Raw genomic sequence first — 18,369 nt, 5'->3', positions numbered from 1 at the left:
TTTATTATTATCTAAACTTAAAAATGAAGATTGTATTTGTTTCCACTCCACCAATATTGAAAGCGCTTTCAATATTGTTCTGAAACTACAAATATGTAGTACAATTTCATATTACTTTATCATCTTTGTTTAGTCAATATAAAGTTCATAATTTTCAAACATATTAGATTGCTGAGGTTTTTAATAACTTACTAGATAAGTATATTCGTAGGAAGATAGAGGAATATAGAAAACGTATTCATACTTACCGAGAAGTTAGTGATTTGTTTTAACTAAATGGGTAAAAAGTAATTATAAACGTAAGGCTATTACATAAATAGTTAACAGCTTTTTTTGATCCATAAAGCACCAATCAGCTATTAATGATTTTTACATTCTCAGTTTCCATGTTTAATCTATTTTAGAGCCTCCCGTGTCCCTAGTCCTAAAAATCTGCTATTATAAAGAGGAAAGTAAAAATTTTATTTAGTTCTAATTAATAGGATTTTTTGTTATATAAAGTAGTATCTAGTAATGGTAGGAGCAACCTATCCTATGTCCAGGGGGTGAGATTGATTGTTTAAGAGTGTTTTTTTTCGCTATTTTATTATCCTTATTATTTTGTTTAGTGCGGTTATTTTGACGACAAATATTGTTATTTACAATCAAGCGTCTTCGATCATAAAAAATAATGTTCATGATGCACGGATTGATTTATTGAATCAATATAAACATATGATGAATGTCATGATGAATGAGACACGAGAGGTTATGGAGCAAACGGCATATAACTCGGATATCAATGACTTTATTATGACAACGCTTACGGAAGATGATCAGGAAATGGAAAATGTTTCAAATGTACAGCGTCGACTAAGGAATGTGGCAGATTCAAATCAAATGATCATTTCTGCCTATGCTTATTCTACTGAAAAAGATCAAATTATAAGTTCGAATAAGCAAATCTATACTCTTGCAGATTTCTATGATACCGAATGGCTGGAGTTTTATAATGATGATCTAGTTGGTACACATATAATGGAAACAAGGGTAATTACCGATGGGTATGGAAATGATTTTAATGCGATAACGCTTATTCATCATCTTCCATATAACTCCTTGGAAAAGAATGGAGCAATCGTTGTAAATATAAATGCCGATCAGCTTTATAAACGAATCGTTGGAGCGAATAATGACTCGGACGGCCTTTTCTATATGATGAATCGCGAAGGAGAAGTCATTTTACATCCAAACAGACAGATGCTCTACACCAATATTGAAGAGGAAGACATTTCGATGTCCATTTTTAATAATAATACGGATTTCTTTGTTGAGAAAACAAATAAAGGAGAGCAGTTATACACGTACATTACGTCGATGATGAATAATTGGAAATACGTTTATGAAATATCCATAGATGATTTAAATGGTGTGGTGAGTAAAATTACGACAATCGTCTTCTCTATTATTTTGGTTGCTCTTTTATTAAGCATTAGTTTGGCGTATTTATTGACAAGGTATGTAAGTAACCCGATTAAAAAACTTGTCGAAGTCATTCCCGGATCAAGGAAGAAGTATGATAAGAAACAATACAGAGATGAGTACGATTATTTGGATAATGTGTATCAAGATATCATTACGGATAATAAAAATATGGAAACCGTGATTGCCGAAACAAAGCCGGTCATTAAGGAAAAATTACTGGATAACTTGCTGACAAATAAGAAAATCAGCAACGAGGAAGTGGAGAAAAAGCTTCATCTACTAAATATCCACTTTAACGAGCGATATTATATTGTCTTAACGGCACAAATTGATGATTATAATCGTTTCTATCAAAATAGGGATGAATTAGAAAGCAGCTTGCATAAGGGCAGGCTTACAAGTTTAATAGAAGAAACGATTAATCAACGCTTTCATTCCATGTCTGGAGAGACTGAAACAGACAAGATAGCTGTTATCATCAATTATCCAGAGGAAATTAAAACGATTGATATGAATGAGCGACTTGTGAAGCTCATGCAAGATTTGCAAAAGAAAATTGCCGATCATTTCCCATTTACCGTTACGATTGGTTTAGGACGAGCATATCCAACTATTTTCCAGGTTAAAAAATCATATGAGGAATCACTACGTGCATTGGAATATAAATTTTATCAAGGAAAAGATCAGATTATTAATGTGGATGATGTTGAAATCACGTCGAATGAGTTGTACTACTATAATAATGATCAAGTGAAAAAACTGATCAATAATATGAAAACAGCAAATAAATCCGGGATTGAGAAAGAATTAGACGCCTTATTCCAGGATATTACAGACAATGGAACGATTCCATATGAGCAAATCAATCAATTGTTTTTGCAGTTAATTAGTTCAATTATTGAATTGCTGATCGATCAGAACATCGATATAAAGGAATTATTTTGTTCAGATTATACGATCTATGACGATTATAACCAAAAAGAGACCATCCATGATATTAAGAAATTTTTCATCATGATTACAGATTCGGTTGAAAAAGAGATAAGTAAACGAAACAATGATAAATTAGCCGATACATCAAAAAAAGTACTGGAGTATATCGATGCTAATTTCCATCATGATATGGCCTTGCAAGATATTGCCGATTGGATTGGGATGAGTACGAATTACACGAGCAAAATTATTAAAGATGCGTCTGGAAAAAACTTCTTGGAATACTTAAATATGAAGCGAATCGAAAAAGCGAAACAATTATTAAGTAGCACGAAGTTGACTATTAAAGAAATCGGGTTTCGAATTGGGTTCAATAGTATCCAAAGTTTCATGCGTGTGTTTAAAAAATATGAAGGTATTACACCGGGACAATATCGAGATCGCGACTAATTGTCCCGGTCTTTTTTTCAATGAAACCGTTGCAATACCTGTGTTGAAGGCGTTATGAACAAATTCCACACGAGATGAACAATATCCGAACTGTTCATTAAAATTGTAAATTGTTAATTTACATGAAAGCACTTCCATTATACATTTGAAAGCGTAAACAATATTCGAAAAAAGAAAAGGGGAGAAGCAACATGTTTAACAACAAAAAAATAGGATTAATAATCATGCTATTATCTGTTATTACCTTATTAGCAGCATGCTCTGGTGATTCGGAGACAAGTGATGCAGATAATGGAGATGGGGAAACATCCGGGGAAAGCATTGAATTAAAGTATGCAGAGGTAAATCCTGAAGGGCATCCAATGACAGATGCTGCTGAAAAGTTCGCTGAAATCGTAAATGAAAAAAGTGATGGAAGAATTTCAATCAATGTTTATCCAGCAGGACAGCTTGGAAATGAAACAGAAAATATGGAAGGCTTGCAAATGGGTTCCATTGATTTTATGCGAGCAAACCCAAGTGTCATCGCAAACTTTGGTATAGAGAAAATGAATGTACTATCTCTACCATTTATCTTTGAAGGCCGCGAACATTTATGGAACGTACTTGATAGCGATATTGGGGATGAACTGAAGGAAGATATAAATTCTAGTGATACTGGATTCCAGACCGTCATGTTTGTGGAAGAAGGGGCAAGGAATTTCTTCTTTACAGATAAAGTGGTGAAAACACCAGCAGATATGGAAGGGATTAAAGTAAGAGTACAGGAAAATGAGCTCATGGTGGATCTTGTAGAGGCACTTGGAGCATCTCCAACACCCGTTTCTTATAGCGAATTATATAGTGCTTTACAAACAGGAATTGTAAATGGTGCTGAGAATCCACCAGCAGCATATTTAGCGAATGCTTTTTATGAAGTAGCAGATAAATTAACACTGAATCAGCATGTGTTCGCACCAAACTTTATCTTAACTTCCAGCAATACATGGGATGAGCTAAGTGAAGCAGATCAGGAGCTATTGTTTGAAGCTGGTAAAGAAACCGAATCATTTGTAAAAGAAATTGCACAAGAAGCAGATGATGCAGCACTCGCTGAGCTAGAGGAGAAAGGTGTAGAAATTACAGAAGTAGATGATCCCAAAGCATGGCAGGATGCTGTTCAGCCCTTATATGAAAAACATGGGGCGGGATATGAAGAACTTATCGAACGAATTATAGAAACAGAGTAGCTTCAGCTTTGGAAACAAGGGATAGGTGAAAGGATTCCTTGTTTCCTTCTTTTCATTAGGTTCTACAGAAGAAACATACATTTTTTACATACATGACTTCGTGGAGGTGGTTGGGGTGAAAATAACATTTACTAATTTTAATAATATAATCGAAAAGATTTGTAATAGTTTATTGGTACTGATGACATTGATTGTAACGTATGTTGTGTTTATGCGTTATGTCATGAATGATACCCCGGTTTGGGGAGAGGAATTGGTAAGGTTATTTCTAGTCTGGATGACATTCCTCGGTGCAAGCTTAGGTTTAAGGGATGATACACATATTCGCCTGAACGCGATTGATTCTTTTCTTTCTCCAGCATTTCGAAAAATATTCGATTGGTTTTCGATCATCGTTCTTTTTTTATTTTCTCTTTTTATGGTGATTGAAGGGACAAAAATGACCATGTTGAGTATGGGAAGCAGTATGCCTGGACTCGGTATACAAACTGCATGGCTTGTAGCGATATTCCCAATATCTGGGTTATTGAATATGGTCCAGCTCATCTATAAAGGGAGGCAATTAAAATGAGTGTGGAAGCAATCGGTGCAATTATTTTAATAGGTAGCTTTTTATTATTAATTCTACTGAGGATACCAATCGCCTATGCACTAGGAATCTCCTCTGTTGTGACAGCAATGTACTTGGAATTGCCGCTTACACAAATTGTACAATCCATGGTCAACGGCGCAAATGTCTTTTCCTTGCTTGCAGTTCCCTTCTTTATTTTAGCTGGTGAATTGATGAGTCGCGGTGGGATTTCTGATCGATTGATCGAGTTTGCGAAATTATTTGTCGGCAGAATTAGAGGTGGACTTGGTCAGGTAAACATTTTAACGAGTACATTTTTCGGTGGAATCTCTGGGTCATCAGCGGCTGATACAGCATCACTTGGTCCTGTATTAATTCCAATGATGAAAAAGGAAGGCTTTGACACGAAAACAGCTACATCGATTACGATGGCGAGCTCAGTACAAGCCATTTTAATTCCACCAAGTCATAATATGATTATTTATTCATTGGCTGCAGGTGGTGTATCCATTGGTGGTTTATTCTTGGCAGGATTAGTACCTGGGATTTTATTAGCACTTATACTGATGATTTATACCTTTATTATTTCCGTTAAGCGAAACTATCCAAAAGCAGAAAGTGTTGGTAAAAAACATTATTGGAAAACAATCGGTAGCGCATTCTGGGGATTAATCACTATTTTGATTATTGTCTTTGGTGTGGTCAGTGGTGTCTTCACGGCAACAGAATCCGCAGCAATAGCTGCTGTGTATGCATTTATCGTTACATTTTTTATTTACAAAGATATATCGATTAAACAATTTGGCTCGATTTTAAATAAAGCACTACGAACGATTTCCATGGTTATGATTTTAATCGCCACTTCAAATGCATTTGGCTGGTTGTTAACGTATGTACGCATACCAAAGCTCGTTTCCGAGGGGATTATGGGTATAACGGAAAATAAGGTTTTTATCATGTTATTGGTTCTTCTTATTCTTTTACTGCTTGGTATGGTTATGGATATGGCAGCGATTATTCTAATTGCAACGCCGATATTTTTACCAATCGCCACGTCGATTGGTTTTGACCCTATCCATTTTGGAATTATTATGATGTTGACACTTGGACTTGGGATTGTAACTCCACCAGTAGGTCTGACATTATTTATCGGTAGTGCGATTTCAGGAGAAAAAATAGGAACCCTATCAAAAAGCATGATCCCATTTTACATCCTGTTTCTCATCGCGATAGTTATCATCACCTTTATTCCGCAGATAACGATGCTATTGCCGGAGATGCTGATGTAGCTGCTGGGTTACTCCCTCGTAGTTTGATAGATTGTCATATAAAAAACACCAAGTTGATTAGCACAGACTGAAACGACGGTTTGTGCTAATTTTTTCGCTATTCCATCTTTTCCAATTCTTGTACCATCAGGTCGTAATTCATAGCGCCCAATCTCATGAATTGAATACGACCAGTTGAATCAATCATATAGGATGTTGGGTATGCTTGAACGTGATAGGTCCCCACGACTTCAGATTTTGCATCCATCAACACTGGGAAAGTCATTTCAAATTCTTCCACAAATGGATGAACCGTATCTGGTGATTCCGCCATATTAACTGCCAATATGACGACATCCTTCGTATCATACAGTTTTTGCATATCAGGGATTTCTGCCCTACATGGTGGACACCAGGTAGCCCAGAAGTTAACAAAAACACGCTTCCCCCTGTAATCAGACAATCGTACTGTTTCACCTGCTAAAGTCTCCAATTCAAAATCAGGGGCAATATCCCCTATCGCAATTCCTGTTTCATCACCAGAGTCCGAGCTGTCTTTCGATATCGTATCGTCTTCAGATGAACCGATAAAATCATAAACGGCCCAACCGAGCATTCCAAGAATGATTAGGATGGAAATTATCTTTTTCATTTAACATCACCTTTTCTTCGCTTATAAATAAGTATGACAAAACTTAACATGAAAAATAATCCAACGAACCAGGCTTCCACGATATAACCAAATACCGTTACGAATGGCTGAATAATTGACAGCAACCACATGCCCAGAGACCACCCGATTACCATCACCAGGAGTAACAAACTAACCGTGACCCTTCTAGAAAGGAGAAAATACAAAAGCAGTAGAATAGCTAGTACAATCAGGTATCCAAAAGCATATGGATTGTTATACCAGACAAATTGAATAAATTCATACAAAAAAGAAGCTACTAAAAATACATGCAGAAAAGATTCCATCAATGCAAGAACATTTATCTGTTTTCTGAAAGACTTATAAAAAAGCACAATGACGATACCTACTACAGCGAAGTAAAATGAATCCGAGTTACTTGGATAGGCCAATATTGCCAACGGATCTTTTATGAAAACAGAAAAATGCAAGAGTATTTTTCCAAGCCAGATAAAGAGAACGAAATTAACAAGCTGTGAAATCAATTCATCCATCTGTTTCTTCTTTTCTTCCTTTGGTAAATCGCTCATTATATAGAAGGAAATAATTCCTGCAGCAAAGCTCAAAACAAGGATGCTGATTGGTATTAATTTGCTCGCAATCACTATTAGGTATTACCTCCTTTTCAATGGACCAGTTTTTGTCATATGTAGTAGATAGGACTTGTTCAACGCAGTGAGGGTAACCCTGGTCATTGACGGTGCGACAGTTTAAACACAATAAGACAGGCACCGAGGCCTGTCTTATTCTACGTTCTATACTATTATATAGCTCCACTTAATTCAACTAAAATTTTTGCCTGGGATAGATCACCTGATAACGAATGAAAACCTTCTTCAACGATATCATCCAGTTTTATTTTCTTCGTCATGATTGGATCTACATGAATCGATTCATCCATCAAGATATCGATCGATTTTTTGAATGTTTCATGCTCATAACCAAGCGTCGAAGATAATTTAACTAGTAATTGCTAGCAAACTGAAATTGGAGGGAATTTTTACAACAGAATCAAATGGTGAGTTAACACAGACTATACCAGTATTTCAGAAGCCAAGTAAAAACCAACGTACCTTAAATAACTAATTGAATTAAATAATTACCCATCCGACCGGACAAGGAATCTCCTTGTGTACCACAAACAAAAAAGGAATCTATTCTGAACAAAATTCAAAATGGATTCCTTTTTTAATTTAAAAATCAATTATTGAGCTGTGTATCCGCCATCCACGACTAAACTGTTACCAGTCATAAATGCAGAGTCATCGCTAGCCATAAATAATACAGCTTTTGCCATTTCTTCTGCTTTACCTAGGCGCTTCATTGGTGTAGCATTTGATAGGAATTCTCTATCCGTTTCTCCAAGGATCGGTGTTTCAATAAATCCTGGACAAAGTGCGTTAACACGGATATTACGTTCTGCAAATTCCAAACCAAGAGAACGAGTTAAGTTAATAACACCAGCCTTTGCTGCGTTATATGCTGCACTTCCAGGTGATCCGACCCAACCATACATAGAAGCCGTATTAACAATAACACCACTACCAGTTTTCAAGAATTCTTTGATTGCGGCTTGTGCAACTAAGAATACACCATCTAAGTCAACTTCTACCGTTTTTCTCCATTCTGCATAAGTTAGTTCTTCTGTTGGTTTTACAGCACCAATTCCAGCGTTATTAAATAGGACATCCACTTTACCAAAAGTAGTTAATGCTGTTGTATAAATATTTTTAACATCTTCTTCACTAGTAACATCAGCTTTAACGAAAACAGTCTCAGTACCTTGAGATTTTAATTCTGCTTCCAACGCAGAACCTTTTTCTTCATTCATATCAACTAAAACTAATTTTGCCCCTTCAGCAGCAAATAAACGCGCTGTTTCGGCACCAATACCGGATACCCCACCAGTAATAACGGCTACTTTATCTTGTAATTTTCCCATTGTTGATTCCCCCTGTTATAATATATTTAGCAAACCCAATAACTGAAAGGGTTTACATATTAGTTTACTACTTTGCTTGGCATAATCAATCATCAATCTTTTGTTTATTGTCTAAGAAATAGACACTTTAGGTACAAACGTCTATTAATTAAACATCTAATGTCAAATTGTTAATTGGGAGGTAAACAAATGCATACTTATCTAACAACACCACGTAAAAACCGGACAAAAGAACATTTACAACAAGCACTCATCGTCTTAATCAAAGAAAAAGGATTCCATTCTGTTACCGTCAAGGGTATAGTCCACTATGCAAAATACAACCGAAGTACCTTCTATGCGCATTATCAGGATAAATTCGAATTAGCGGAAGATCTTCTGTATACTATGCTCCAGGGGTTAGAGCAATCTGTTGGAAAACCGTATCAATCGAAGCGAAAAGTAAATACAGATAAATTGAATAAAAGGTCTTTTAACATCATTTCTTTTATTTATGATAATCGTAACTTTTTTGAGTTGATTAACTATAGCGACACTATTCCAGAATTACATACCAGATTTCCACAAACAATTCTAAAAGTCTATAAGGAAAAGTTCGAATTTAAAACGCTCAATAATTTACCAGTTAATATGGATTACTTTACACATTATACAGCGTATGGTTTCTATGGTCTTTTATCCAATTGGATTAATACGGGTTACAGAACTTCTCAAGAAGAATTTATTGATGAGGTTATTAAGTTGGCACAGACGCATATAGCTTCTTTGAAATATCTTGGTGAGGAATAGAGGGATTATTTCCTAATCAGTTGGATAGGGGTAGGGGCTTGGATTACTGAAAAATTGCATAGTAAAAGTAATCATCTTAAGCAATAAATATAATGTAAACAATAGTTTTAATAGCTTCTATAAATCACGTATTCTATCGACTTGAAAATAGAAGGGGGACTGGCGCATATCCCCCTTTTGATAGTTTACTTCACAATACAGTTGATATGAATGAACATTCACTGCCTTCAATTACGTTTATTTCATATAACGATATCTCATCAAGCCATTCAACATATTAATCTCTTGTAATAACTTTTCTCCCATATTCGTTTCTAGTACTTTTTTCCTCTCTAACTCTTCATCTACTAATCGTTTTACCGATAATACATCATTTCCATTTCGCAAAACATCTTCCTTTGAACTAAAATGCTGATGGGCAACCAATTGCATTCCGAACGAGTTATATAATAATGTATACCCTGCAATTCCAGTTGTGGATTGGTAAGCCTTCGAAAACCCACCGTCAATGACAATCATTTTCCCATTTGCTTTGACCGGATTCTCACCATCAATCTCTTTCACTGGTGTATGACCATTGATGATACGGCCCTGATCCGGATCAAGATCAAATTCTTCTAAAATAGTACGACATATTTCCTCTTTTTCCCGTAAATAATAATATGGATTTTTTCCCTCTTTATGTGTTTCCTTATCTTTAATAAAATATCTTTCGAATGTCGTCATTTCCCTTTTCCCAAAGAGCGAGGAGTATTCTCCCGTCCATAAATACCAGACCATATCTGTCGCAAGATCATCGGTTTCTTCCGGGTTTCTGAACGCTTGACGTAAATAACTTTCGAAAATATCAAATAATTCGCGTCCTGCATAGGTTTTATTATCAATTTCCATCTTTTCCATATTTCCTTTTTCATCCACTGGGATACAACCGTGGATTAATAGATTTCCATTATATTTTAAATAGAGCGTACCCTTTTTCATCAAAAAGTCCATATGTCTTGCTAGCTTTTCGGAATGCTGGACAGAAAATAATAGTTTGTCCATCACTTGTTTCTCTTCCTCTAGCAATTGATCGGGTTGTTCTGGATTCACCGTCGCAAAGCAGGTGTTATCCAATGCATATGTTTTTCCTTGAATCGTTATTTCACTTTTGTCATAATCCACCTTTTCAAGTAAACGTCTGTTGGACATATTAAAGGAAGGACGCCGTTTTATGATTGGCATTTCCAGTTTAAATTGAATCATCGCAATCGCTTGATGTATTTTGGTGATTTGCAGGACTTCCTGTTCGGATAGGTTGTCAGATGGTCGCTTTGGTCTGAACGCTGGATTGTCCCCATAATATTTCTCCGCAAGATTCAGTAGTGGTCTAAGATTGATGCCATACACATCTTCAATAATATCCAAATTGTCATAACGCGCACAAATACGAATAATATTAGCGAGACAAACCTTTGATCCCGAGAAGGCACCAATCCACAACACATCATGATTTCCCCACTGAATATCAACGGAATGATAATTAATAAGCGCTTCCATAATTTTATCTGGTTCTGGTCCCCGGTCGTAAATATCCCCGACTACATGAAGATGGTCAACAACCAATTGTTGCGTCGTATAAGAAAGTCCGATGATGAGTTTATCTGCCTGACCAAGGGAAATTACCTTTTGGACAATCGTAGAATAGTAATGCTTTTTGTTTGTGAATTCATTATTTTTATATAATAGCTCTTCGATAATATATACGAATTGCTTCGGTAATGCTTTACGTAACTTGGTCCGTGTATATTTGGATGATGCATAGGAAATGAGCTGAATCATCCGATCAATCATCGTTTCATACCATTCGTTTAATTCCTCATTATTGTTAAATCCGTCCCGAATTAATTGTAGCTTTTCTTCCGGATAATACACTAATGCTGCGAATTCGTTAATTTGTTCTTCCGATAATTCCTGCTTAAAAATGTCGCGGATTTTCTCCTTTACTTTGCCCGAACCATTTCTTAACACATGTTGAAAGGCCTGATACTCCCCGTGTAAGTCACTAACAAAATGCTCTGTTCCTTTGGGCAAATCAAGGATGGCTTCCAGATTAATAATTTCCGTCACTACTTTTTCTTCACTATCATATTTTTGTGCCAATAATTCTAAGTATTTCTCTTTCAAAATCACCATCCCCTTTATCATTTAATTCGATGTGTATACAAGCCTATTGTAACTACTATACCAAAAAGACTAGCAGAAATGTATGCCTAGTCTTTAAATTGCTACTATTTAATTTTGTCTATTAATTATAATGAATCCCTATTACTGCAGAATCCCGTGAATTCAGGTTACCGCTTCTAAAAATGAAGTGATATTTATCTCATCTTCTGATACAGCTTCTGCTTCCCGCTAATTTCCTTATAACAGTCCGATTTCTCCATAAAGGATATTGTTTCTTTGTCACCAAGACCTAGAATACCAAAGGTTCCCAAGCTGTCATAAAAGAGGTTATGCACTTTCTTCTGCAGGATTTTATTGAAATAGATTAAAACATTTCTGCATAAAATGACGTGAAATTCATTAAACGAACCATCTGTAACCAAATTATGCTGAGCGAATACGATGTTCCTTGTTAAATAGGAATGAAATTTCACACCATTATTCGTTACGGAATAATACTCGGAAAATGCTTCTTTCCCACCGGCGTTCAAGTAATTATTTGTATATTTCTTCATATTCTCCAGTGGGAACTGTCCATTTTTTGCTATTTTTAGTACCTGGCTATTAATATCTGTTGCATAGATCTTTGTTTTCTCATACAGTCCCTCTTCATGAAGCAGGATGGCCATCGAATAAACCTCTTCACCAGTAGCACAGCCGGCATGCCAGATTCGAATAGATGGGTAAGTGCGTAATACGGGAACTACCTTTTCGCGAAATTCCCGGAAAAACGATGGGTCCCGGTACATATCTGTCACATTGATGGAAAAATCGGCAATAAGCTTTTGCATACAGTCAGGATCACGAATTACTTTGTCTAGTAATGCGAGTATACTTGGTAATTTTTCTTTATTAACTCGATGCCATATTCTTCTTTTTATCGAGTTATAGGCGTAGTTTCTATAATCGTATCCGTACCACTCATAAATTCCTTGTAAGAAAAGTTTGATTTCGAGCTTTTCCATGTCTGCATCAGAGTCAGCTTGTAAGCCAATCCATTTATTCATTGATGCTATTTCCTTCGTCCCCGGATAACCACACTTTAATTAAAGATATCAGCTGATCTGGATTTATTGGCTTTACAATATAATCGGAAGCACCTGCTTGAAAACTCTTTTCACGGTCCTCTTTCATTGCCTTTGCTGTAATAGCAATGATTGGCAAATTCTCAAACTTCGGCATTTCGCGCACTTTTCGGATGGCTTCATTCCCATCCATTTCTGGCATCATAATATCCATTAAAATCAGATCAACATCCGGATTCATCTCTAATAATTCAAGACATTCCAGTCCATTTTCCGCAAAAATAATATCCATCCCATAGAGCTCCAAGACACTGGATAGTGCATATACATTTCGGACATCATCATCGGCTAAAAGGATTTTTCTTCCTGCGAGACCTGCAAAATCGGGATTAGGTTCCGTACTGGTTTGATCATCAACAATCTGGGCAAGATTGCTTTCTTCTAAATATAGTTCCAGTTCACTCTTTAATCTCTGTGGTGCATGCTCATCTTTTATGATTATGGTATTGGCATACTTATTAAGGTAAAGTTCCTCTCTCAGGGATAGATCCCGTCCTGTATAAATAAAGACTTTCAAACGTCCATTGCTAGCATTGTTCATAATTTTTTCCAACAGATCAAAGCCAGATGTATCCGTCAATCCTAAATCGAGAATCATACAATCAAATGTGTCTCGTTTCAGCTCCTCAACCGCCTCTGAACCCGTCGATACTGATTTCATGATCACATCCATATCCCCGATTAATTCCATGATACTATTTCGCTGTTTCATATCATCTTCAACTAGTAGGAGTGTTTTGATATGACTATTTTCACCGGATTTCATGACGGCAGTCGGTTCAAGTGCTGATTGTTTTTCTGATTCCTTTTCATCCTCCAAAATTACCGTTTCAGAAGAAGCAGCTATTTCTGCAGTGTATAAAGATTCATTTAAAACATTGATTTCTTCTTCATAATCTCCGACATAAAATGAGAATCGGCTTCCTTTCCCTTCTTCACTTTCTACTTCTAATTTTCCATGAAGAAGATTAGCAATTTCTTTACTGATCGATAAGCCCAAACCTGTTCCACCAAATTTGCGACTTGTTGTACCATCTGCTTGCTGGAATGCCTCAAAGATAATTTCCTGATTTTCTTGGGATATGCCGATTCCTGTATCCACAACCGAGAAAACGAGCATTGGATTCTTTTGCTGTCGGTCGGACTTAATTTCCAGGCTTACGTTACCTTTATCTGTAAACTTAAATGCATTTGCAAGTAGGTTTTTAAGTACTTGCTGAATTTTCACTTCATCACTGAAGATATTTTCCGGGACATCCTTGCTCATCACAATATCAAATTTTAATTTCCTATCATTTGCAACAGGCCTGAAACTACTTTCTACAAATTCAGCTATATCTGTTAATACAACTTTGCTCGGATTTACATCCGTTTTGCCTGATTCAATTTTTGATAGATCTAGGATATCGTTTATAAGAACCAATAGATCTTTTCCGGAAGAGTGAATCGTTTTGGCATATTCTACCTGTTTGGACGATAGGATTCCATCCGGATTGTCAGCAAGCAGTTTCGAAAGAATTAACATACTGTTTAAAGGTGTTCGCAATTCATGTGACATATTCGCCAGGAATTCTGATTTATATTTTGAACTTTTAGCAAGCTGTCTTGCTTTCTCTTCCAGCTCATGCTTCGCCATTTCCAATTCTTTATTCTTCTCGGCAAAGTTTTTATTATTTTCTTTTAATCGAATGGATCCTTCTTCTAAATCTACATTCGTTTGTTCGAGTTCTTCCTGTTGTGCTTGAAGTTTTTCTTCGGACTCCTGAAGTGTTATCGTCTGTTGCTCTAATTCTTCATTTGTCGCTTTCAGCTCATCCTGCTGTGTTTGTAATTCTTCTGATTGCGCCTGAATTTCTTCCATTAATACTTGTGTTTCCTCTAGTAATTTCGCAAGCCTAATTCTTCCCATCACATTATCAAGAATAATTCCTAGATCACTAATAATTTCCTCTAGGAATGACTGCTGGCTCTCATTAAAAGCGTGGAAAGAAGCAATCTCGACTACACCAATAACTTCCTTCTCATACAGGATTGGCAGCACATATAGGTTTAATGGTGCAGCTTCACCTAAACCCGATTGAATTGTTATATAGTCAGACGGGACATTCGATAGAATAATTGGCGATTTTTCGAGTATCGCCTGTCCAATCAAACCTTCACCAGCCTGAATTTCATTCGTAATATGCTTCCTTTCTTTAAAAGCATAGGAGGCACAAAGTTTGAAACCCTTCTCCTTATCTTCCTGATGATCTTCTTGTATATAAAAAACCGCATGACTGCCCTCAACCAACGGGACAATCTTGGAAAGGAATATTTCTGATAAAGACTCAATTGTTTGTGCACCGCTTAAGCTTGTCGTAATATCTGCTATATTTGTTTTCTTCCATATTAATTCCTGATTTTTATTCCGTTGTTCTTCCAATGACACAGCCATTTGATTAAAAGATTTTACTACATCGGTAATTTCATCATTAGAGGCATCTTCTTCAACCTCTGTATCTAGATTTGTCTGTCCCATCGCAATACGGTTCATTGCATTGGATACATGAGTCAATCTGGAAGTTAGTGTCCTTATATTCCTGAATAATAGAAGGAAGATAAAAATAATGGCAACAATTATTATAATCGACTCTAAAATAATATCCTTTTTAAAACTTTGACTCGTAGATTCGATGGATGCATGCATTCCTGTTTCAAAAGCAGTCGTTATTTCAGAAATGACATTGAAAATATTTTCTTGTATTGATCTGGAGTTACCATTCATTAATGCGAGTGCATCTTCAGTATTACCATCCGTAATAAATCCGATCACCTGATCCGCATATTGGTTGAATTCCTGATTAGAAGTTTTCAATTCATTCATCATATTTTTATCTTCCTCGATAACTGCAGCTTCCTCCAGTATGGCGATATTATCGCTTATTCTACCCTGTATGCTCTGTATATTATTTCGTTCACTTTGAATTCTCTCTTCACTATCATAGATTAGTAAATTACGTATACTGATAGCTTCATCCTTAATATCTCTTTGAATGGACGCAGCTAATATGGAGAAGTCGTAATTCTCCTGCGTAATAGCATTCGTTTTATTAAAATTAGCAATTTGAACTATCCCACTACCAATAAGAATAATAAGTATGATAGGTAATGTACTCAGTCCAAGAAGCAGTTTCGTTCTTATTTTCAACTTCCTTCATCCTCCCTAAGACCGTTTTATCCAATTCATTTACTCTGGATAAAACTTTCCCCACCATTAACACAACATTGATAAACCATTGCCATAGCCTGTGCCCGATCCGTTACATTTAATTTTTGAAAAATATGAGATATATGATTTTTAACGGTATGTTCGCTAATGAATAACTCCTGCGAAATTTCTTTATTGCTATAACCTGACAATATTAAATCAAATACTTCCAATTCTCTGGAGGAAAGTGAATAAATCTCTTTAATTCGGGCGACTGCATTCATGACGATATTGTTTCTTTCTGGTTGCTCCTGGTTATTGGCAGAAGCATTAGACAGGAGCAAAGAATGATTCTTGTCTTTATATAAATCTAAATTGTAACCATCCTGGATAATAATTTCTTCCATTTTACTTGATGGAACGGGCGGGCTGAATAAATAGCCCTGAACTTCATCACATGGATGGCTTCTCAGGAATTGGAGCTGTTCCACTGTTTCAACTCCTTCAGCAATCACAGTCATGTTTAATGTCTTAGCAAGTGAAAGAATGGCAATAATAATGGAGCGATTTTCATTTGTCTCATCCGCAATTCCATTAATAAAGGTTTTATCAATTTTTAAAATATGGGCTGGCATTCGCCTTAAATAGTCTAAGGAAGAGTACCCCGTTCCAAAATCATCGATACTTATGATGAATCCCATATCCTTGAGTCTCTGCAATGTATTCATCGTTGTATCTTTATCATTCATGAGGACGGATTCGGTTATTTCAATTTCCAGTAAATGCGACTCAATCGCAGTTTCATGTACGATGGCTTGTATGTTCTCGATTAAATCCCTCTGGAGAAACTGCTTTGGTGAAAAATTAACAGCGATACGGATCGGTGTTAATCTTTTTTCTTTCCACATATTCAGTTGATTACACACTGCTTGTATGACCCACTCGCCAATCCCGTCAATTTGTCCGGATACTTCGGCAAGTGGAATAAATTCTGCAGGGGATATGATGCCCCAACTGGGATGGTTCCAGCGAATCAAAGCCTCTGCACTTTCCACCTTACCCGTTTCCAGGTTAACCCTCGGCTGGAAAGAGAGCTCCAATTCATTCCGATCGATAGCTTTCCGCAAATCATTTTGCATCATAAAAGATCGGTATGACTGCATATTCATTCCTGTATGAAAGACTTTGTACTTATTCTTCCCTTGTTCTTTTGCCCGGTATAATGCTGCATCTGCATTTTTTAAAAGTTCAGGGAAATCCTCCCCATCAAATGGAAACATACTTAATCCAATACTCGTTGTCATGTATAATTCATAGTGGTTAACAATGATTGGTTGTTGAAACGCCCGCAAAATTTTGTCAGCAATTGCCAACGAAGTTTCCCGATCTGTGTCCGGGAGAATGATACTAAACTCATCTCCACCAATTCTTGTTGCAAAATCATCTTTTCTTATATTTGCATTTAGTAATGCTGCTATTTCCTTCAGAACAAGATCCCCAATTGCATGACCGAGGGAATCATTTACATATTTAAATCGATCCATATCCAGAAACAGAACACCAAGGGATTGATTATTATTTTTGGCTTCCTCTAATAGATTCACTGCACGCTTATATAGTGACCGTCTGTTTGGCAAACCAGTTAAATTGTCGTGATAGGCCATATGTCTTATAAGTTCTTCATCTTTCTTTTGTTGTGTAATATCACGGATCGTACAAGCTGCAATATATGTATCCTGAATAAATTTCAACCCGATTTGAACTTCTGCCAGTAAGAATGTTCCGTCATTTCTGGTTATGTAAATCTCTTTTGGATCACCAGCTAAACGGCCAATGCGGTTTATGGATTTTAATGTATTTTCCATATATTCCTTGGACTCATTTTGTGTGAACAACATGTTGATTGGTTGCCCTTGAAGGTTCGATTCATCATAATGGAGGATTTCCCCTACGGCTGGATTGGTTTTCATCATGATGCCCTCTTGATCGAAAATAATCATTGCATCCTTTGATGTTTCATTGATCACATTCGCCAATGCTTCGGATAGCTGCAGTTTAGATGTGATCTTAGATAGCTCTGCATTCGACTTTTCCAATTCGCTTGTTCTTACAGTCAGGATATCCGCTTGTTGAATAAGCTGTTGTTTCATCTTATAAAATGCGACAAAGCCTTCAACCTTAGCCTTTAAAATAAGAGGATCTACCGGTTTCAAGATATAATCAATCGCACCAACAGAATAACCCATGAATATATGCTCAGATTCCATATTGTTAGCAGTTATAAATAATATTGGAATGTTCTTTGTCTTCTCCCGTGCTTTTATGATCTTAGCTGTAGTAAAACCATCCATGCCAGGCATCTGGACATCTAATAAGATGAGGGCAATCTCGTATTTTAATAAATATTTCAGTGCTTCCTCTCCTGAAGACGCTTTAATTAGGTTATATTCGTCTTTTTCAATAATCGCTTCGATAGATAATAGATTTTCAGGCCTGTCATCCACTAAAAGTATATGTATCTTTTTTTGTTCCACCATCCTGAGCAGACCTCTTTC

The 18,369-nt window shown here is 36.3% G+C and carries 12 protein-coding genes; 5 read left to right on the top strand and 7 right to left on the bottom strand.

All coding sequences use genetic code 11. The features are described 5' to 3' along the window. The first annotated feature begins 555 nt into the window (after positions 1–555). The 4 genes from ACHABU_RS15270 to ACHABU_RS15255 all read left to right on the top strand — a co-directional run bounded on the left by ACHABU_RS15270 (position 556) and on the right by ACHABU_RS15255 (position 5,936). Entirely contained in the window at positions 556–2,847 is a 2,292-nt protein-coding gene (locus ACHABU_RS15270; RefSeq protein ID WP_435765796.1) for a helix-turn-helix domain-containing protein, read from the top strand. Between the two features lie 191 nt (positions 2,848–3,038). Further along, a complete protein-coding gene (locus ACHABU_RS15265; RefSeq protein WP_435765795.1) occupies positions 3,039–4,076 on the top strand; it encodes a TRAP transporter substrate-binding protein in 1,038 nt (345 codons plus the stop codon). Positions 4,077–4,191: 115 nt separating this feature from the next. Further along, on the top strand, positions 4,192–4,647 hold the full coding sequence (locus ACHABU_RS15260) for a TRAP transporter small permease (RefSeq protein ID WP_435765794.1): 456 nt from the start codon (positions 4,192–4,194) through the stop codon (positions 4,645–4,647). Further along, positions 4,644–5,936, top strand: a complete 1,293-nt coding sequence (locus tag ACHABU_RS15255; protein WP_435765793.1) for a TRAP transporter large permease — start codon at positions 4,644–4,646, stop codon at positions 5,934–5,936. Before ACHABU_RS15260 ends, ACHABU_RS15255 begins: the two co-directional genes overlap by 4 nt. 97 nt (positions 5,937–6,033) lie before the next feature. Here the strand turns inward: ACHABU_RS15255 and ACHABU_RS15250 are convergent, their stop codons facing one another. From ACHABU_RS15250 to ACHABU_RS15240, 3 genes are all read right to left on the bottom strand, one after another. Next, on the bottom strand, positions 6,034–6,567 hold the full coding sequence (locus ACHABU_RS15250) for a TlpA family protein disulfide reductase (RefSeq protein WP_435765792.1): 534 nt from the start codon (positions 6,565–6,567) through the stop codon (positions 6,034–6,036). Further along, positions 6,564–7,211, bottom strand: a complete 648-nt coding sequence (locus tag ACHABU_RS15245) for a hypothetical protein (protein WP_435765791.1) — start codon at positions 7,209–7,211, stop codon at positions 6,564–6,566. The genes ACHABU_RS15250 and ACHABU_RS15245 overlap by 4 nt, the downstream gene beginning before the upstream one ends. Positions 7,212–7,810: 599 nt before the next feature. Further along, on the bottom strand, positions 7,811–8,548 hold the full coding sequence (locus ACHABU_RS15240) for an SDR family NAD(P)-dependent oxidoreductase (protein WP_435765790.1): 738 nt from the start codon (positions 8,546–8,548) through the stop codon (positions 7,811–7,813). A gap of 189 nt (positions 8,549–8,737) precedes the next feature. Here ACHABU_RS15240 and ACHABU_RS15235 point away from each other — a divergent pair, with 189 nt between their 5' ends. Next, positions 8,738–9,337, top strand: coding sequence for a TetR/AcrR family transcriptional regulator (locus tag ACHABU_RS15235; RefSeq protein ID WP_435765789.1), 600 nt, complete (start codon positions 8,738–8,740; stop codon positions 9,335–9,337). Positions 9,338–9,574: 237 nt separating this feature from the next. On the opposite strand, the gene ACHABU_RS15230 is transcribed toward ACHABU_RS15235, so the two are convergent. The 4 genes from ACHABU_RS15230 to ACHABU_RS15215 form a co-directional block, all read right to left on the bottom strand. Next, positions 9,575–11,503: a fructose-1,6-bisphosphatase gene (locus ACHABU_RS15230; RefSeq protein ID WP_435765788.1), complete on the bottom strand. Its 1,929-nt coding sequence runs from the start codon at positions 11,501–11,503 to the stop codon at positions 9,575–9,577. Positions 11,504–11,697: 194 nt separating this feature from the next. After that, entirely contained in the window at positions 11,698–12,549 is an 852-nt protein-coding gene (locus ACHABU_RS15225) for a CheR family methyltransferase (protein ID WP_435765787.1), read from the bottom strand. Further along, entirely contained in the window at positions 12,542–15,814 is a 3,273-nt protein-coding gene (locus ACHABU_RS15220) for a response regulator (RefSeq protein WP_435765786.1), read from the bottom strand. Before ACHABU_RS15220 ends, ACHABU_RS15225 begins: the two co-directional genes overlap by 8 nt. Positions 15,815–15,849: 35 nt before the next feature. Next, positions 15,850–18,351 carry an EAL domain-containing protein gene (locus ACHABU_RS15215; protein WP_435765785.1) on the bottom strand — a complete coding sequence of 834 codons (2,502 nt, stop codon included), beginning with the start codon at positions 18,349–18,351 and terminating at the stop codon, positions 15,850–15,852. Between the last annotated feature and the right edge of the window lie 18 nt (positions 18,352–18,369).

It is taken from the genome of Oceanobacillus sp. CF4.6, from assembly GCF_051262635.1.
Taxonomy (GTDB): Bacteria; Bacillota; Bacilli; order Bacillales; family Amphibacillaceae; genus Oceanobacillus.
Note: the sequence above shows the minus strand (reverse complement) of the source record. Positions and strands in the feature narration are given on the sequence as shown.